The organism is Kosakonia sp. YIM B13571 (assembly GCF_042788095.1).
Classification (GTDB): Bacteria; Pseudomonadota; Gammaproteobacteria; order Enterobacterales; family Enterobacteriaceae; genus Kosakonia; species Kosakonia quasisacchari.
This window is the reverse complement of the sequence record NZ_JBHZPL010000005.1, coordinates 156,880-174,468: the sequence shown is the minus strand read 5'-3', so window position 1 is coordinate 174,468 and position 17,589 is coordinate 156,880. Positions and strand designations below refer to the sequence as shown.

General features: G+C 55.0%; 14 protein-coding genes. 9 read left to right on the top strand and 5 right to left on the bottom strand.

What is annotated here, in order from left to right; all coding sequences use genetic code 11:
- Positions 1-62 precede the first annotated feature (62 nt).
- The 3 genes from polB to rluA all read left to right on the top strand — a co-directional run bounded on the left by polB (position 63) and on the right by rluA (position 6,222).
- Positions 63-2,420 (top strand): DNA polymerase II, encoded by a 2,358-nt coding sequence (gene polB, locus ACFX4O_RS14775; protein WP_380209087.1) that lies wholly within the window; start codon positions 63-65, stop codon positions 2,418-2,420.
- A 224-nt stretch (positions 2,421-2,644) separates the two neighbouring features.
- Entirely contained in the window at positions 2,645-5,551 is a 2,907-nt protein-coding gene (rapA, locus tag ACFX4O_RS14770; RefSeq protein ID WP_380209085.1) for an RNA polymerase-associated protein RapA, read from the top strand.
- Positions 5,552-5,562: 11 nt separating this feature from the next.
- Positions 5,563-6,222 carry a bifunctional tRNA pseudouridine(32) synthase/23S rRNA pseudouridine(746) synthase RluA gene (rluA, locus tag ACFX4O_RS14765; RefSeq protein ID WP_131408130.1) on the top strand — a complete coding sequence of 220 codons (660 nt, stop codon included), beginning with the start codon at positions 5,563-5,565 and terminating at the stop codon, positions 6,220-6,222.
- 39 nt (positions 6,223-6,261) lie between these two features.
- Here the strand turns inward: rluA and djlA are convergent, their stop codons facing one another.
- Positions 6,262-7,083, bottom strand: coding sequence for a co-chaperone DjlA (gene djlA, locus ACFX4O_RS14760; RefSeq protein ID WP_131408132.1), 822 nt, complete (start codon positions 7,081-7,083; stop codon positions 6,262-6,264).
- A gap of 196 nt (positions 7,084-7,279) precedes the next feature.
- Here djlA and lptD point away from each other — a divergent pair, with 196 nt between their 5' ends.
- From lptD to apaH, 6 genes are read left to right on the top strand one after another with little or no spacing between them, the layout of a single operon-like run.
- Entirely contained in the window at positions 7,280-9,622 is a 2,343-nt protein-coding gene (lptD, locus tag ACFX4O_RS14755; RefSeq protein WP_380209083.1) for an LPS assembly protein LptD, read from the top strand.
- 53 nt (positions 9,623-9,675) lie between these two features.
- Positions 9,676-10,962: a peptidylprolyl isomerase SurA gene (surA, locus tag ACFX4O_RS14750; RefSeq protein ID WP_131408136.1), complete on the top strand. Its 1,287-nt coding sequence runs from the start codon at positions 9,676-9,678 to the stop codon at positions 10,960-10,962.
- Positions 10,962-11,948 (top strand): 4-hydroxythreonine-4-phosphate dehydrogenase PdxA, encoded by a 987-nt coding sequence (gene pdxA, locus ACFX4O_RS14745; RefSeq protein ID WP_380209080.1) that lies wholly within the window; start codon positions 10,962-10,964, stop codon positions 11,946-11,948. Before surA ends, pdxA begins: the two co-directional genes overlap by 1 nt.
- Entirely contained in the window at positions 11,945-12,766 is an 822-nt protein-coding gene (gene rsmA / locus ACFX4O_RS14740) for a 16S rRNA (adenine(1518)-N(6)/adenine(1519)-N(6))-dimethyltransferase RsmA (protein WP_131408140.1), read from the top strand. Before pdxA ends, rsmA begins: the two co-directional genes overlap by 4 nt.
- Before the next feature lie 3 nt (positions 12,767-12,769).
- On the top strand, positions 12,770-13,147 hold the full coding sequence (gene apaG, locus ACFX4O_RS14735; RefSeq protein WP_131408142.1) for a Co2+/Mg2+ efflux protein ApaG: 378 nt from the start codon (positions 12,770-12,772) through the stop codon (positions 13,145-13,147).
- A gap of 4 nt (positions 13,148-13,151) precedes the next feature.
- Positions 13,152-14,000 carry a bis(5'-nucleosyl)-tetraphosphatase (symmetrical) ApaH gene (gene apaH, locus ACFX4O_RS14730; protein ID WP_380209078.1) on the top strand — a complete coding sequence of 283 codons (849 nt, stop codon included), beginning with the start codon at positions 13,152-13,154 and terminating at the stop codon, positions 13,998-14,000.
- 63 nt (positions 14,001-14,063) lie between these two features.
- Here apaH and folA read toward each other — a convergent pair whose 3' ends face one another.
- The 4 genes from folA to ACFX4O_RS14710 all read right to left on the bottom strand — a co-directional run bounded on the left by folA (position 14,064) and on the right by ACFX4O_RS14710 (position 17,474).
- Positions 14,064-14,543, bottom strand: coding sequence for a type 3 dihydrofolate reductase (gene folA / locus ACFX4O_RS14725; RefSeq protein ID WP_380209076.1), 480 nt, complete (start codon positions 14,541-14,543; stop codon positions 14,064-14,066).
- A gap of 185 nt (positions 14,544-14,728) precedes the next feature.
- Complete coding sequence (kefC, locus tag ACFX4O_RS14720) at positions 14,729-16,585, bottom strand: glutathione-regulated potassium-efflux system protein KefC (protein ID WP_131408148.1); 1,857 nt, start codon at positions 16,583-16,585, stop codon at positions 14,729-14,731.
- On the bottom strand, positions 16,578-17,108 hold the full coding sequence (gene kefF, locus ACFX4O_RS14715) for a glutathione-regulated potassium-efflux system oxidoreductase KefF (protein ID WP_380209074.1): 531 nt from the start codon (positions 17,106-17,108) through the stop codon (positions 16,578-16,580). The genes kefC and kefF overlap by 8 nt, the downstream gene beginning before the upstream one ends.
- Positions 17,109-17,240: 132 nt before the next feature.
- Positions 17,241-17,474, bottom strand: coding sequence for a YgdI/YgdR family lipoprotein (locus tag ACFX4O_RS14710; protein ID WP_131408153.1), 234 nt, complete (start codon positions 17,472-17,474; stop codon positions 17,241-17,243).
- Between the last annotated feature and the right edge of the window lie 115 nt (positions 17,475-17,589).

Here is a 17,589-nt window from a genome sequence, read left to right as displayed (position 1 = left end):
CACAGCACATAACAACAAACCAGGCTATAATCTCGCCTGGTTTTGTTTTATGAGAGACGGCTGTGGCGCAGGCGCGAGAAGGTTTTATTTTAACCCGACACTGGCGGGATACCCCCACCGGGACTGAGGTGGAGTTCTGGCTGGCGACGGATAACGGCCCGCTGCGCGTCACGCTGCCGCCGCAGGAGTCGGTCGCCTTTATTCCCGCCTCGCAGGTGGAAAAAGCAAAACTGTTGCTGCGTGGCGAAAAACAGTGGCGCTTAACGCCGCTGAACCTGAACGACTTTCACCGCCAGCCGGTGTATGGCCTTTACTGCCGTGCTCATCGCCAACTGATGCGCATTGAAAAAATGCTGCGCGATGACGGCATCACCGTTTACGAAGCCGATATCCGCCCGCCGGAACGCTTTCTGATGGAGCGCTTTATCACCGCGCCGGTGTGGGTCGATGGCACGCCGCAGGGTACTGCGCTGGTTGACGCGCGGCTGAAACCCAGCCCGCACTACCGCCCGCCGCTGAAATGGGTGTCGCTGGATATCGAAACCAGCCGCCACGGCGAGCTTTACTGCATTGGCCTTGAAGGTTGTGGGCAGCGCACGGTTTATATGCTCGGGCCGGAGAGCGATAACGCCCAGGAGCTGGATTTTGAGCTGGAGTATGTTGCCAGCCGCCCGCAACTGCTGGAAAAACTCAACGCCTGGTTTGCCACACACGATCCCGATGTGATTATTGGCTGGAGCGTCGTGCAATTCGATTTGCGCGTGCTGCAAAAAAGCGCCGAACGCTACCGCGTGCCGCTGACGCTCGGGCGCAACGGCAGCGAACTGGAGTGGCGCGAGCACGGCTTTAAGAATGGTGTATTTTTCGCGCAGGCCACCGGCAGGCTGATTATCGATGGGATTGAGGCGCTGAAATCCGCGTTCTGGAACTTTTCCTCATTCTCGCTGGAAACCGTCTCCAGAGAGCTGCTTGGCGAAGGCAAAGCGATTGATAACCCGTGGGATCGCATGGATGAAATAGACCGACGCTTTGCCGAGGACAAACCCGCGCTCGCCACCTATAACCTGAAAGATTGCGAACTGGTGACGCGCATCTTCCACAAGACGGAGATCATGCCGTTTCTGCTGGAGCGCGCCACGGTGAACGGTTTGCCCGTTGACCGGCACGGCGGCTCAGTGGCGGCATTCAGCCACCTCTATTTCCCGCGCATGCACCGCGCAGGCTATGTCGCGCCCAATCTCGGTGGCGTGCCGCCGCAGGCCAGCCCCGGCGGTTATGTGATGGATTCGCGCCCCGGCCTGTATGACTCGGTGCTAGTGCTGGATTACAAAAGCCTCTACCCGTCTATTATTCGCACCTTCCTGATCGACCCCGTCGGTCTTGTTGAAGGCATGGCGCAGCCGGATAACACGCACAGCACCGAGGGGTTTCTCGGCGCGTGGTTTTCGCGTGAAAAACACTGCCTGCCAGGGATTGTCGGGCAGATCTGGCACGGGCGCGATGAGGCCAAACGTCACGGCAACAAGCCGCTGTCGCAAGCGCTGAAGATCATCATGAATGCGTTTTACGGTGTGCTCGGCACCAGCGCCTGCCGCTTTTTCGATCCGCGACTGGCATCGTCGATCACCATGCGTGGCCACGAAATCATGCGCCAAACCAAAGCGTTGATTGAAGCGCAGGGCTACGACGTTATCTATGGCGATACCGACTCCACCTTCGTCTGGTTAAAGCAAGCCCACAGCGAAGAGGATGCCGCGCGTATTGGCCGCGCGCTGGTCGAGCACGTCAATGGTTGGTGGTCGGCGCATCTTAAAAGTCAGCAACTGGAGAGCGCGCTGGAGCTGGAGTTTGAAACCCATTTTTGCCGGTTTCTGATGCCTACAATTCGTGGCACCGAACAGGGCAGCAAAAAGCGTTACGCCGGGATGATTCAGGAAGGCGAGAGCCAGCGCATGGTGTTTAAGGGGCTGGAAACCGTGCGTACAGACTGGACACCACTGGCTCAACAGTTCCAGCAAGCGCTTTATTTGCGGGTGTTTCGCAACGAGCCTTATCAGGACTATGTCCGCGAAACCATTGCCAGCCTGATGGCGGGCGAACTCGATGATCAGCTTATTTATCGCAAGCGCCTGCGCAGGGCGCTCTCGGAGTACGAACGTAACGTGCCACCGCACGTGCGCGCTGCACGCCTGGCGGATGAAGAGAACCGCAAGCGTGGCCGCCCGGCGCAGTACCAGAACCGCGGCACCATCAAGTATGTCTGGACCACCGGCGGGCCGGAACCGGTCGACTACCAGCACTCGCCGCTCGATTACGATCACTACCTGAGTAAACAATTGCAGCCGGTTGCCGAGGGAATTCTGCCTTTCATTGACGACGATTTTGCTACACTACTTACAGGGCAACTGGGACTCTTTTGAGGTTTACATGTCGCGTTTCCCGGCTTGCAACATTACCGCTATACCCTGGCCATTTCGGCTTTCCACCGCGAGCGGCGTGAAAGACAGCAGGTATAGATAGTGACGAAAGGGATTGCTTCCTTTACCATAGCGCCCTTCCTTTTTCTGGCCCCAAATTTTATACGCCCGCCTGCCTTCAGGCGGTGACGAACTATTGCCTGCAATTTGAGATATAGAGTTCATTTATGCCCTTTACACTTGGTCAACGCTGGATTAGCGACACGGAAAGCGAACTCGGACTTGGCACAGTCGTCGCAATGGATGCGCGCACGGTCACCCTCCTTTTTCCGGCTACGGGTGAAAACCGTCTGTACGCTCGCAGCGACTCCCCGGTTACCCGCGTGATGTTCAACCCCGGTGATACGGTGACCAGCCATGATGGCTGGCAGCTCACAATTGAAGACGTAAAAGAGGAAAACGGGCTGCTCGCTTACACCGGCACACGCCTGGACACGCAGGAAAGCAATGTCATCCTGCGCGAAGTGTTGCTCGACAGCAAACTGGTATTCAGCAAGCCGCAAGACCGCTTATTCGCCGGGCAGATCGACCGAATGGATCGCTTCGCGTTGCGTTTTCGCGCGCGTAAATACCAAAGTGAACAGTACCGTATGCCGTGGAGCGGCTTGCGTGGCCAGCGCACCAACCTGATCCCGCACCAGTTGCACATCGCGCATGATGTGGGCCGTCGCCATGCCCCGCGCGTATTGCTGGCAGATGAAGTGGGTCTTGGAAAAACCATCGAAGCCGGGATGATCCTGCACCAACAGTTACTTTCTGGTGCAGCTGATCGCGTGCTGATCGTGGTGCCGGAAACCCTGCAACATCAGTGGCTGGTCGAAATGCTGCGCCGCTTCAACCTGCGTTTCGCCCTGTTTGATGATGAACGTTACGCCGAAGCGCAGCACGATGCCGACAACCCGTTCGAGACCGAGCAACTGGTGATTTGCTCGCTCGATTTCGTGCGCCGCAATAAGCAGCGCCTGGAGCATCTGTGCGATGCCGAATGGGATCTGCTGGTGGTCGACGAAGCGCACCATCTGGTGTGGAGCGAAAACGAAGCCAGCCGTGAATATCAGGCGATTGAGCAACTTGCCGAGCGCGTACCGGGTATTCTGCTGCTGACCGCTACCCCGGAACAACTGGGGATGGAGAGCCACTTTGCACGCTTGCGCTTGCTGGATCCGAACCGTTTCCATGATTTCGCCCAGTTCGTTGAAGAGCAGCAAAATTACCGTCCGGTCGCCGACGCCGTTGCCCTGCTGCTGGCGGGTGAACGCCTGAGTAACGATGATCTCAATATGTTGAGCGATCTGGTGGGCGAGCAGGATATCGAACCGCTGCTGCAAACCGCCAACAGCGATCGCGACGGCGCGACTGCCGCGCGCCAGGAACTGATTTCCATGCTGATGGACCGACACGGCACCAGCCGTGTGCTGTTCCGCAACACCCGTAACGGTGTAAAAGGTTTCCCGAAACGCGAGCTGCACACCGTTAAGCTACCGCTGCCGACGCAGTATCAAACGGCGATTAAAGTCTCCGGCATCATGGGTGCGCGTAAAAGTCAGGAAGAGCGCGCTCGCGATATGCTCTACCCGGAGCAGATTTATCAGGAATTTGAAGGTGATACCGGTACATGGTGGAACTTCGACCCACGTGTTGAGTGGCTAATGGGCTATCTCACCAGCCACCGCTCGCAAAAAGTGCTGGTGATTTGCGCCAAAGCCGCCACCGCGCTGCAACTGGAGCAGGTGCTGCGTGAACGCGAGGGTATCCGTGCGGCGGTGTTCCATGAAGGTATGTCAATCATTGAACGCGACCGCGCAGCGGCGTGGTTCGGTGAAGAGGACAGCGGCGCGCAGGTCCTGTTGTGCTCGGAAATCGGTTCTGAAGGGCGTAACTTCCAGTTCGCCAGCCATCTGGTGATGTTCGATCTGCCGTTTAACCCGGATCTGCTGGAGCAGCGCATCGGCCGTCTGGATCGTATTGGTCAGGCGCACGATATTCAGATCCATGTGCCTTATCTGGAAAAAACCGCGCAGTCTGTGCTGGTGCGCTGGTATCACGAAGGGCTGGACGCCTTTGAGCACACCTGCCCGACCGGGCGCACTATCTACGATAGCGTCCACAATGATCTGATTAATTACCTGGCAGCGCCGGAAGATACCGATGGTTTTGATCAGTTGATCAAAACCTGCCGTGAGCAGCATGACGCGCTGAAAGCACAGCTGGAACAAGGCCGCGACCGCTTGCTGGAGATCCACTCTAACGGCGGTGAAAAAGCGCAGGCGCTAGCCGAAAGCATTGCCGAGCAGGACGACGACACCGCGCTTATTGCCTTCGCCATGAACCTGTTCGATATCATTGGTATTAACCAGGACGATCGCGGTGAAAACATGATCGTCCTGACGCCATCGGATCATATGCTGGTGCCGGATTTCCCGGGCCTGCCGGAAGATGGCTGCACCATTACCTTTGATCGTGACGTCGCGCTTTCACGCGAGGATGCGCAGTTTGTCACCTGGGAACACCCGATCATTCGTAATGGTTTGGATCTGATCCTTTCTGGTGATACCGGCAGCAGTACCATTTCGCTGCTGAAAAACAAAGCGCTGCCAGTCGGTACGCTGCTGCTGGAGCTGATTTACGTAGTGGAAGCGCAGGCACCGAAACAGCTGCAACTTAACCGCTTCTTGCCATCAACGCCGATCCGCCTGCTGATGGACAAAAACGGCACTAACCTCGCCGGCCAGGTGGAGTTCGAAAGCTTTAACCGCCAACTTAGCGCAGTGAATCGCCATACTGGCAGCAAGCTGGTAAACGCGGTTCAGCAGGAGGTTTACACCATTCTGCAAAAAGGTGAAGCGCAGGTGGAAACGGCCGCACGCGAACTGATTGAGGCCGCGCGCAGCGAAGCGGATGAAAAGCTGTCGGCAGAACTGGCGCGTCTGGAAGCATTAAAAGCGGTTAACCCGAACATTCGCGACGACGAACTTGCCGCCATTGAGAGCAACCGTCTGCAAGTGATGGAAAGCCTGGCGCAGGCGGGCTGGCGGCTTGATGCGCTGCGTTTGATTGTCGTGACGCACCAATAACGGAGCCCGCAATGCTGATGGAACCCTACAATCCGCCGCAGGATCCCTGGCTGGTGATTCTGTATCAGGATCAGCACATTATGGTCGTCAACAAGCCCAGTGGTTTGTTGTCGGTGCCAGGACGTCTGGATGAGCATAAAGACAGCGTGATGACGCGTATTCAGCGCGACTTCCCGCAAGCTGAATCCGTACACCGCCTGGATATGGCGACCAGCGGTGTGATTGTAGTGGCGCTGACCAAAGATGCCGAGCGTGAGTTAAAACGCCAGTTCCGCGAACGTGAGCCGAAAAAGCAGTATCTGGCACGCGTTTGGGGTCATCCGGAAAAAGCCGAAGGGCTGGTAGATTTACCGCTGATTTGCGACTGGCCGAACAGACCAAAGCAGAAAGTGTGTTTTGAAACCGGCAAAGCGGCGCAGACCGAGTATGAAGTGCTGGCGTATGAGGAAGATGGCACCGCTCGCGTGCGTCTGAAGCCGATTACCGGGCGCTCGCATCAGTTACGCGTGCATATGTTAGCGTTAGGACATCCGATCCTCGGTGACCGTTTTTACGCCACGCCAGAAGCGCTGGCTATGGCACCGCGTTTGCTGCTGCATGCAGAGACGCTGACCATCACCCATCCGGCATTTGGCAATAGCATGACATTTAAAGCACCGGTGGATTTTTAAAAGGTTCCCCGGCTTTGCGCCCGGGGAACCTTTATAACGTTAACGAAAACCCTTCTGCTCGCGAATCAGCTCGTAAGCTTTCTGAATTTCCTGCGCTTTTTGTTTCGCCATCTCCATCATCTCCGGCGGCAGCCCTTTCGCTACCAGTTTGTCCGGATGATGCTCGCCCATCAGCTTACGGTAGGCACGCTTGATGGTGGTCGCATCGTCCGACGGCTTCACACCCAGCACATTACAGGCATCTTCCAGCGTCGGTCCACGTTGCGCCTGCTGCCAGCCACCACCACCCGCTTGCTGCTGATGCTGATAACCACCGCCAAACTGCGCTCCGCCCTGCATCATGCGCAAAAACTGATCGAATTGCAGACGCGAAATACCCAGCTCCTCGGCGATAACGTACAACACTTCACGTTCGCTGGGGTGCAAAGAACCATCGGCGAAGGCCGCCTGGATTTGAATTTCCAGAAACATCCTAATCAAGTCGAAACGTCCGAAACAGACGCTGCGAAACTGACGCATCTTGTCGCGTAACGGGTAATTATCCGTCTTGCCGACGCGAAACGCCTGCTGCGCTGCGCTGCGCGACTCACCGTGCAGGTTTAAGCGATCCATAAACAAGCTGGCCACCTGGATATCCGCCTCGGTCACCCGGCCTTTCGATTTGGTTAGATGCCCCATCACCTCAAAGGTGGTGGCGAAAAAGAGCGTCTGACGTTCGCGCTGGTTGGCAAACCACGCCATTTTTCGGCTGCGCGCCTTGTCAAAAAAGTGCCCGACTAACAACCCAAGAACCGCGCCCCAAAAGCCGCCGCCCATGAAAAGAGCGATGACAACACCAACCACTTTTCCCCAATACTGCATATACTCCCCAAATCGTCATGCCGTCGGCTAAAATTTGCTTTATCATACCCGTCATTCTATGCCATGCACAGGCGCAGTCTTCTCCCCCTGGCTCGAACGCGGGCAGGATTAAAACTAGCGTTGCAAAGGCGAGTAAGTTAGTCTCAGACCGTTTGCCAGCGTAAAGCCACAGATGACGGAACAACAAATACAACGTATGAAAAAACGTATCCCCACCCTCCTGGCCACCATGATTGGCTCTGCCCTTTACAGCCAGCAGGGGATGGCAGCCGATCTTGCCTCGCAGTGTATGCTTGGCGTTCCCAGCTACAACCGCCCCCTGGTACAGGGCGACACCAATAATTTGCCGGTGACGATCAATGCCGATCACGCAAAAGGTAACTACCCTGACGATGCCGTTTTTACCGGCAATGTCGATATTAATCAGGGAAATAGCCGTTTGCAGGCCGATGAGGTGCAGCTTCATCAGCAGCAGCCAGAAGGTCAGACGGACCCGGTTCGCACAGTGGATGCACTCGGTAATGTGCACTATGACGATAACCAGGTCATCCTGAAAGGTCCTAAAGGTTGGTCAAACCTGAACACCAAAGATACCAATGTCTGGCAAGGTGATTACCAGATGGTGGGTCGTCAGGGGCGCGGCACCGCCGATCTGATGAAACAGCGTGGACAAAACCGCTACACCATTCTGGACAATGGGATGTTTACTTCTTGCCTGCCTGGTTCAAACACCTGGAGCGTTGTCGGCAGTGAAGTTATTCAGGATCGCCAGGAGCAGGTTGCAGAAATCTGGAATGCGCGCTTTAAGCTCGGCCCGGTGCCGGTGTTCTACAGCCCGTATTTGCAATTACCTATCGGTGACAAGCGCCGCTCAGGTTTTCTGATCCCCAATGCCAAGTACAGCACGACGAACTATTTCGAGTTCTATCTGCCCTACTACTGGAACATTGCGCCAAATATGGATGCGACGATCACGCCGCACTACATCCATAAACGTGGCAACGTGCAGTGGGAAAACGAATTCCGTTATCTGACGCAGGCAGGTGCTGGCCTTATTGAGTTCGATTACCTGCCTTCAGACAAAGTGTTCCAGGATGAATACCCGACCGAAGGGGAACGTCACCGCTGGCTATTTTACTGGCAACATGCCGGGGTGATGGATCAAGTTTGGCGCTTTAACGCCAATTACACGAAGGTCAGCGATCCACACTACTTTAACGATTTTTCGTCGAAATATGGTTCCAGTACAGACGGCTATGCCACGCAGATTTTCAGTGCGGGTTATGGAGTAGAGAACTTCAATGCCACAGTAACAACCAAACAGTTCCAGGTATTTAATCGCCAGAACAGTAACTCGTACGCTGCGCTACCGCAGGTGGATGTTAACTGGTATCACAACGATCTGGGTCCGTTTGATTTCCGTATGTACGGCCAGGCGGTGAAATTTACCAATACAAATTCGAGTTTACCTGAAGCGACGCGTGTGCATCTGGAACCTACGCTCAGTCTGCCCGTTTCCAACGCCTGGAGCAGCCTGAACACCGAAGTGAAAATGCTGGCGACCCACTACCAGCAAAGTAACCTCGACGCTTACAACACCAGTAACAGCACCAACTATAAAGAGTCCGTTAGCCGCGTTATGCCGCAATTTAAAACGGACGGGAAACTGGTGTTTGAGCGCGATATGAACTGGGCGGAGGGCTATACCCAGACGCTGGAGCCGCGCGCTCAGTATCTGTATGTGCCGTATCGCGATCAGAGCCATATCAACAACTACGACTCCTCGCTGCTGCAATCCGACTACAGCGGGCTGTTCCGTGATCGCACTTATGGCGGTCTGGATCGTATCGCGTCAGCAAACCAGGTTACCACCGGCGTCACAACCCGCATTTATGATGAAGCGGCGGTTGAACGTTTTAACGTTTCTGTTGGTCAAATCTACTATTTCACCGAGTCCCGTACCGGTGATGACAACATTAACTGGGAGAAAGACAACAAAACAGGTTCGCTGGTGTGGGCAGGCGATACGTACTGGCGTATCTCCGATCGTTGGGGTCTGCGCGGCGGGGTGCAGTATGACACCCGTCTGAATAATATCGCTAACAGCAGCTCGTCGCTGGAGTATCGCCGCGATGAAGACCGGATGCTGCAATTGAGCTACCGTTACGCCAGCCCGGAATACATTCAGGCTACGCTGCCCAACTATGCAACCGCAGCGCAGTATAAAGATGGTATTTCGCAGGTAGGTGCCGCAGGAAGCTGGCCAATTGCGGACCGCTGGTCCATCGTTGGTGCGTATTATTTCGATACCAATACCAGTAAACCTGCCGATCAGATGGTGGGGCTGCAATATAACTCCTGCTGTTATGCGATTCGCGTTGGCTATGAGCGCAAAATCAACGGCTGGGAAAATGAACAAAGCAAATATGACAAAGTCATCGGTTTCAACATTGAGCTGCGTGGCTTGAGCTCCAACTACGGTCTGGGGACGCAACAAATGCTGCGTTCGAACATTCTGCCGTACCGTAGCTCAATGTGATCTCTTTGATTTGCAACGTAATCCGCATTGCGGTTAATTGAAATGGAAAAGGTATGAAGAACTGGAAAACGCTGCTTCTCGGTATCGCTATGGTTGCGAATACCAGTTTTGCCGCGCCTCAGGTTGTTGATAAAGTCGCCGCCGTGGTCAATAACGGCGTGGTGCTGGAAAGTGACGTTGATGGTTTGATGCAATCCGTGAAGGCCAACGCAGGCCAGGCGGGGCAACAGTTACCGGACGACGCAACGCTGCGCCACCAGATCCTTGAACGTCTGATCATGGATCAAATCATTTTGCAGATGGGCACGAAAATGGGCGTCAAAGTAACTGACGAACAGCTTGATGCCGCCATTGCTGACATTGCCAAACAAAACAATATGACGATGGATCAGATGCGTAGCCGTCTGGCCTATGACGGGGTGAATTTCAACACCTACCGCAATCAGATCCGCAAAGAGATGATCATCTCAGAAGTCCGTAATGGTGAAGTTCGCCGTCGCGTTACCGTTCTGCCGCAGGAAGTTGAAGCCCTGGCGCAGCAGGTTGGCAACCAGAATGATGCCAGCACTGAGCTGAACCTGAGCCACATTTTGATCCCATTACCGGAAAATCCAACCTCCGATCAAGTGAACGAAGCAGAAAGCCAGGCGCGTTCAATTGTGGAACAAGCTCGTAATGGCGGTGACTTTGGCAAATTGGCCATCACCTACTCTGCCGATCAGCAAGCACTGAAAGGCGGCCAGATGGGTTGGGGCAGAATCCAGGAACTGCCGAGCATTTTTGCACAGGCACTGAGCACGGCGAAAAAAGGCGATATAGTTGGCCCAATCCGTTCAGGTGTTGGCTTCCATATCCTGAAAGTGAACGATCTTCGCGGTCAGACACAGAGTATCTCTGTGACGGAAGTTCATGCCCGCCATATCCTGCTGAAGCCGTCACCAATCATGAGCGACGATCAAGCACGCGTGAAACTCGAACAGATCGCAGCCGATATTAAGAGTGGCAAAACCACTTTTGCTAACGCGGCGAAAGAGTTCTCTCAGGATCCGGGCTCTGCAAACCAGGGCGGCGATCTCGGCTGGGCGTCAGCGGATATTTACGATCCGGCCTTCCGCGATGCGCTGATGAAACTGAAACGCGGTCAGATGAGCGGCCCGGTTCACTCCTCCTTTGGCTGGCACCTGATCGAAATGCTGGATAGCCGTAACGTCGACAAAACCGATGCGGCGCAAAAAGACAAAGCCTATCGCATGCTGATGAACCGTAAGTTCTCTGAAGAAGCGGCAACCTGGATGCAGGAACAGCGCGCCAGCGCCTATGTCAAAATTCTGAGCAACTAATGAAAACACAGCGTGTCGTTATTACTCCCGGCGAACCCGCCGGGATTGGCCCGGATCTGGTAGTGCAACTCGCCCAGCGCGACTGGCCGGTTGAACTGGTTATCTGTGCAGACGCAACGCTGCTTACCGACCGAGCCTCACGGCTCGGTCTACCGCTTCAACTGCGCGGTTATGACCCAATGGCCGCCGCAGTACCACAACAGGCAGGCACATTAACGCTGTTGCCAGTTCCTCTGCATACGCCCGTCACCGCTGGCGTACTCAATACGCTTAACGGTTCTTATGTTGTTGAAACTCTTGCCCGCGCCTGCGATGGCTGCCTGAGTGGTGAATTTGCCGCGCTGATTACCGGCCCGGTGCATAAAGGGGTGATCAACGATTCAGGAACACCGTTTACCGGTCACACGGAGTTTTTCGAAGAGCGCTCTCACGCTGCAAAAGTGGTGATGATGCTGGCAACCGAAGAGCTACGCGTGGCGCTAGCGACCACACACTTGCCCATTAAAGCCGTGGCCGACGCCATTACGCCTGATTTGCTGCGAGAAGTGATCGGCATTCTGCACACGGATCTGCAACAGAAGTTCGGTATCTCCCAACCGCATATTCTTGTTTGCGGCCTGAACCCTCATGCCGGTGAAGGCGGCCACATGGGGACGGAAGAGATTGATACCATTATTCCGGTGCTCAATGAAATGCGCGCGCAGGGCATGAATTTAAGCGGTCCGCTGCCTGCCGACACGCTCTTTCAGCCCAAATACCTTGATAATGCCGACGCCGTACTGGCGATGTACCACGATCAGGGTCTGCCCGTGCTAAAATACCAGGGCTTTGGCCGCGGCGTGAACATTACCCTCGGTTTACCCTTTATTCGTACATCCGTCGACCACGGCACCGCGCTTGAACTCGCGGGCAAAGGAACAGCGGATGTCGGCAGTTTTATTACGGCGCTTAATCTCGCCATCAAAATGATTGTTAATACTCAATGAATACTCGCGTCCATCAGGGCCACTTAGCTCGCAAACGCTTCGGGCAAAACTTTCTCCACGACCAGTTCGTGATCGACAGCATCGTCTCAGCCATCAACCCGCAAAAGGGTCAGGCTATGGTCGAAATCGGCCCAGGCCTTGGCGCGCTCACCGAACCGGTGGGCGAACGTCTGGATAAATTAACGGTCATCGAGCTTGACCGCGATCTGGCGGCACGCCTGCAAACTCACCCGTTCCTTGCACCTAAACTGACCATTTATCAGCAAGATGCAATGACCATGAACTTTGCGGAGCTGTCACAAACTATTGGTCAGCCGCTGCGTGTTTTCGGCAACCTGCCGTATAACATCTCTACGCCGTTGATGTTCCATCTGTTTAGCTATACTGATGCCATTGCCGACATGCATTTTATGCTGCAAAAAGAGGTGGTGAATCGCCTGGTTGCGGGTCCAAACAGTAAGGCGTATGGTCGATTAAGCGTCATGGCGCAGTACTACTGCCAGATTATTCCGGTGTTAGAAGTACCGCCTACCGCATTTGCGCCGCCGCCGAAGGTGGATTCTGCTGTGGTTCGTCTGGTGCCGCACGCTCAATTGCCACATCCGGTGAAAGAGCTCCGCACGCTGAGCCGCATTACCACCGAAGCGTTTAACCAGCGTCGTAAAACCATTCGCAACAGCCTCGGCAACGTCTTTACCGTTGAAGTGCTGGCGTCGTTAGGTATCGATCCGGCGATGCGCGCGGAAAATATTTCTGTTGCGCAATATTGCCAGTTAGCGAACTACCTGACTGAGAATGCGCCGCCGAAGGAGAGTTAACGTATGATCAATTCGCCCCGAGTTTGTATTCAGGTTCAAAGCATCTACATCGAGTCTCAGTCTGCTCCCGACGACGAACGCTATGTTTTCGCTTACACCATTACTATCCGTAACCTGGGGCGAACCCCTGTCCAGTTGCTCAAGCGCTACTGGCTTATCACCAATGGAAATGGCCGCACAACGGAAGTTCAGGGCGAAGGTGTTGTTGGCGTACAGCCGCACATTGAGCCGGGTGGCGAATACCAATATACCAGCGGCGCGGTGATTGAAACGCCGCTGGGCACTATGCAAGGCCATTACGAAATGATCGATGCACAGGGAGAAGCCTTCCGCATCGCTATCCCGGTTTTCCGACTCGCCGTTCCAACGCTGATCCATTAAAACAATGTCTACATATCTTATTGGTGACGTTCATGGTTGCTACGATGAACTCGTCGCGCTGTTAAAACAGGTTGAATTTTCGCCTGAGCAGGACACGTTATGGCTGACGGGCGATCTGGTCGCGCGCGGCCCTGGCTCGCTTGAAGTATTGCGCCTGGTCAAATCACTTGGTGACAGCGTACGCATCGTACTCGGTAATCACGATTTACATCTGCTCGCCGTTTTTGCCGGCATCAGTCGTAACAAGCCCAAAGACCGGCTGAACCCACTGCTGGAAGCGCACGACGCCGATGAGCTGATTAACTGGCTGCGCCGCCAGCCGCTGCTGCAAATCGATGAAGAGAAAAAACTGGTGATGGCGCACGCCGGAATCACCCCGCAGTGGGACATGGAAACCACAAAGCGCTGCGCACGCGATATTGAAGCCGTGCTGTCGAGCGACTCTTATCCGCTCTTTCTCGACGCCATGTACGGCGATCTGCCGAACCACTGGAGTCCTGAGCTCAGCGGCCTTGCCCGCCTGCGCTTTATCACCAATGCGTTTACGCGCATGCGCTACTGCTTCCCGAACGGGCAGCTCGATATGTATTGCAAAGATATTCCCGAGCACGCACCCGCGCCGCTAAAACCATGGTTTTCGATTCCGGGGCCGGTCGCGCAAGAGTACAGCATCGCCTTTGGTCACTGGGCATCGTTGGAAGGTACGGGAACGCCAGAAGGCATCTACGCGCTGGATACGGGCTGCTGCTGGGGTGGCGTGCTAACCTGCCTGCGCTGGGAAGATAAACAGTACTTCACGCAAGCGTCAAATCGCCAGATGGATTTGGGTGATGGCGAGGCAATCGCCTCCTGAAATAATTTCCCCGGTCTGGGCCGGGGAAATATTGCCGTGAAATCACTGCCGCTGCACAGTGAATTAACGGCGCTCGAGGATCTCGAAACAGTAACTGTGTGAGTTCTGCGCATCCGCGTCGTGAAACTCGCTAAATACAGACTCCCAATCGTCCGGATCATAATCCGGGAAATGGGTATCACCTTCCACTTCCGCATCAATGTGCGTCAGGTACAAACGTTGCGCTTTCGGCAGAAACTGCTCGTAGACACGACCGCCGCCAATCACCATGATCTCTTCAGCATCGCCACATTGCGCGATAGCTTCATCAACGGATGTCACCCACTGCACACGATCATCAGTACCCGGCTGGCTACTGATCACGATATTCTTACGCCCGGGCAGCGGACGACCGATGGATTCCCACGTCAGGCGCCCCATCACGACAGGTTTGTTTAACGTATTGCGTTTAAACCAGGCGAGATCGGCAGCTAAGTTCCACGGCATCGCATTCTCCATACCGATGACGCGATCCACTGCCAACGCCGCAATCAAACTGATCATTTATTCATTCCTGGAAGCCAAAAAATTGTCGCCACTATACGGAAAGCGCAATCTTTCGTCGACGGGGCGCGAGGTAAAGAATAAGAAAATTTTCTATTCTGCTGGCGGCACCGCACCCCGAATCTGCACCGCCAACTTTCCAGCCGTGTTGAATCAGCAAGTTATCCGTAAGCCCCCATTTACGCCTAAGGCTTAACCGCCGGTTCGTCTGCGGGATCGCCGGTATGACGCCCCTCTTCCGTACCCTGCCAGCCGTGACGCTGGGTTAATGACAGATGAGCCCTGTCTTCCGAGATGATTTCCGTTAGCATCGCGCTGGTTCGTTTAAACACGGCCGCGCGCGCCTGGGCATCGTTTTCCACCTGCGCCATCTCTTCCACCATCGACGTATTGAAACGGCGAAAATGATCGGCACGTTCACGCGCTTCATACGAGCCAAGCCCCAAACCTTCCAGCGCCAGCCTTCCCGTTTTCAATGCCGCTTCGAAGGTTTCACGCTCCGGTTTCTCGACACCGGCCTGACGCAAGCGAATGTAGTGATCGACATCGCGGGCGCGGGCAATAATGCGCAGATCCGGAAAGTGCTCTTTTGCCAGCTCCGTTAATTGTAGGCTGGCCTGCGGATCGTCGATGGCATTAATTAACACTTCTGCACGCCCGGCACCGGCAGACTCCAGCAAATCAACGCGTGTCGCATCGCCATAAAACACCTTCATGCCGAATTTACGCAGCGTTTCAATATGATCGGGATCGTGATCCAGAACCACCATCTTCACGCCGCTGGAGAGCAACAAACGCCCGGCGATCTGCCCGAAACGTCCGAACCCGGCAATAATAACCCGAGCTTCTTCTTCGTCGATTTCATCCGCTTCGCGCTCTTGCTGGCTACCGGATGCTTCAAGACGGGCCAACAGCACCAGTAACAGCGGCGTTGCTGCCATCGATAGCGCGACCGTCAGCGTTAGCGCTTTCGCCCATTCGCTATCCAGCACCTGTGCCGTTTGCGCGGTGCCAAATACCACAAAGGCGAACTCACTCCCTTGCCCCAGCAGAGCGGCAAACCACAACCGCTGCTTGCCGGGAACGCGTAACGGACGAGCAATCAGCCACAGCACCACGCTTTTTATCACTAAAAAACCGACCAGCAGCAATAAGATGCGCAGTGGGTGCGTCACCAGCGTGCCGAAGTCAATCGACATCCCCACGCCGATAAAAAACAGCCCGAGCAGCAAACCTTTAAAGGGCTCAATATCGCTTTCCAGCGCATGGCGATATTCGGAGCTGGCGAGTAGCACACCGGCAAGAAACGCCCCCATCGCCATCGACAAACCCGCTTCTTCCAGTAATAAGCCGAAACCGAAGACCAGGAACAGCGCCACGGCGCAGAACACTTCCCGTAATCCAGATCGCGCAACGAAGCGCAGCGCAGGGCGAGCAACATAGCGCCCGATCAGCACCACCAGCGTCAGCGCAGCAACAACTTTGAGCGCCGAAAGTGCAAAGGCACTGAGCGTCATCGCCCCGCCGCTGGCAGCCAGCAAAGGGATCATCGCCACCAACGGGATCGCAGCGATATCCTGGAACAGCAGCACGGAAAAAGCGCTGCGCCCCATTTGCGACACCGTGAGGTTGCGCTCATTCATCGCCTGCATAGCAATTGCCGTCGATGACAGCGCCAGCGTCAGACCAATTAATACTGCGACCGGCCACGGTAACCCGAGCAGCGCGCAAAAACCGCCGAGCAACAACCCGCAGCTGGCCATTTGCAGCGCACCGCCGCCAAACACCGACGCACGCAGTTTCCATAAACGCTGCGGATCCAACTCAAGGCCAATCACAAACAGCATCAGTACGACGCCGATTTCCGCAAAGTGGAGAATAGATTCCGCGTCAGTCACCAGCCGCAATCCCCACGGGCCAATAATGCCCCCGGCAATCAGATAGCCAAGCACCGACCCCAGCCCCAGGCGCATGGCAATCGGCACAACCAGTGCCGCCGATCCCAGATAGATCAGCGCCTGAATTAACGAATGGCTATCCATGTTGCACCTCCTGCCACTCCAGTAAACGTTGTTTGTAATGGCGTGCCTGCGCCTGCAACGTTTCATCGTCGCAGATAAATGTACAGTGCACGGCAAAAGGCGGCAGCCAGTTCATTCCGCAGTAGAGTGCCGTCGCCTGTAGCGGCTGGGAAAGAACATCAAAACCGGGGTGCAAGCCGATATCAAAATGGTTGTCGCCACCCCCCGTCGTTACCGCCCACAGCACGCTTTTACCGCGTAGCGCCGTTCCACCGTGACCATAAGCCCAGCCGTGCGATAACACTTTATCCAGCCAGAGTTTGAGTAATGGCGGCACGCTGTACCACTGCATCGGATGTTGCCAGATAACCAAATCGGCACGGGAAATCGCCTCCTGTTCGGCGGCGATATCAATGTTGAAGTCAGGATAGAGTTCGTACAGAGAACGTATTTCAACGTTTTCCAGCGTCCCTGCCTGCTCAATCATGCGCTTATTCGCATGCGAATGGTGCGGATAAGGGTGGGCATAAATTATGAGGATCATTGATTAACCTGTTTTCACTACACGCTTTTTCTTGAAAGTGTAGTCAGTTAATCGTCTGGCTAAAAGCGGCAATCTGTGCGGGAATTCGGGAAAGGCATGCGGCAGCCGGAACTACCGCAGATGAGGAAGGGATTAATTATCCAGTTCGCTCATGTTTTTCACCTGATCGCGGTTAATCTGCTCGGTTTTGCCAGTTTCGGCATTTTTATAAGAAACCAACCCGGTGTCTTTATCCACCTGCGGTTTGCCGTCGGTCACAATGGTGCGGCCATCGGTCGTGCGCACCGCCTGGTTGGATGAACATCCGGCAACGGTAAACAGTGCTGCAGCCGTAAAAATTGAGCTCATCAGAAGTTTAGTTCGCATGGTTATCTCCCTGCTTTCCAGTGAATGATATTCGTCTGTTTAGCTATTTTAGGTTAACTACCTGAACGGCGGGGAAAATGCAGAACACTCTGAAGGGGGTAGAAAAGAACCCTCT

Bases quoted from the DNA above. Each gene is read 5' to 3' on its own strand.
- ACFX4O_RS14710 (WP_131408153.1), bottom strand. From the start codon at position 17,474: ATGCGAACTAAACTTCTGATGAGCTCAATTTTTACGGCTGCAGCACTG.
- kefC (WP_131408148.1), bottom strand. From the start codon at position 16,585: ATGGATAGCCATTCGTTAATTCAGGCGCTGATCTATCTGGGATCGGCG.
- kefF (WP_380209074.1), bottom strand. From the start codon at position 17,108: ATGATCCTCATAATTTATGCCCACCCTTATCCGCACCATTCGCATGCG.
- surA (WP_131408136.1), top strand. From the start codon at position 9,676: ATGAAGAACTGGAAAACGCTGCTTCTCGGTATCGCTATGGTTGCGAAT.
- apaH (WP_380209078.1), top strand. From the start codon at position 13,152: ATGTCTACATATCTTATTGGTGACGTTCATGGTTGCTACGATGAACTC.
- apaG (WP_131408142.1), top strand. From the start codon at position 12,770: ATGATCAATTCGCCCCGAGTTTGTATTCAGGTTCAAAGCATCTACATC.
- pdxA (WP_380209080.1), top strand. From the start codon at position 10,962: ATGAAAACACAGCGTGTCGTTATTACTCCCGGCGAACCCGCCGGGATT.
- rapA (WP_380209085.1), top strand. From the start codon at position 2,645: ATGCCCTTTACACTTGGTCAACGCTGGATTAGCGACACGGAAAGCGAA.
- lptD (WP_380209083.1), top strand. From the start codon at position 7,280: ATGAAAAAACGTATCCCCACCCTCCTGGCCACCATGATTGGCTCTGCC.
- rsmA (WP_131408140.1), top strand. From the start codon at position 11,945: ATGAATACTCGCGTCCATCAGGGCCACTTAGCTCGCAAACGCTTCGGG.
- rluA (WP_131408130.1), top strand. From the start codon at position 5,563: ATGCTGATGGAACCCTACAATCCGCCGCAGGATCCCTGGCTGGTGATT.
- djlA (WP_131408132.1), bottom strand. From the start codon at position 7,083: ATGCAGTATTGGGGAAAAGTGGTTGGTGTTGTCATCGCTCTTTTCATG.
- folA (WP_380209076.1), bottom strand. From the start codon at position 14,543: ATGATCAGTTTGATTGCGGCGTTGGCAGTGGATCGCGTCATCGGTATG.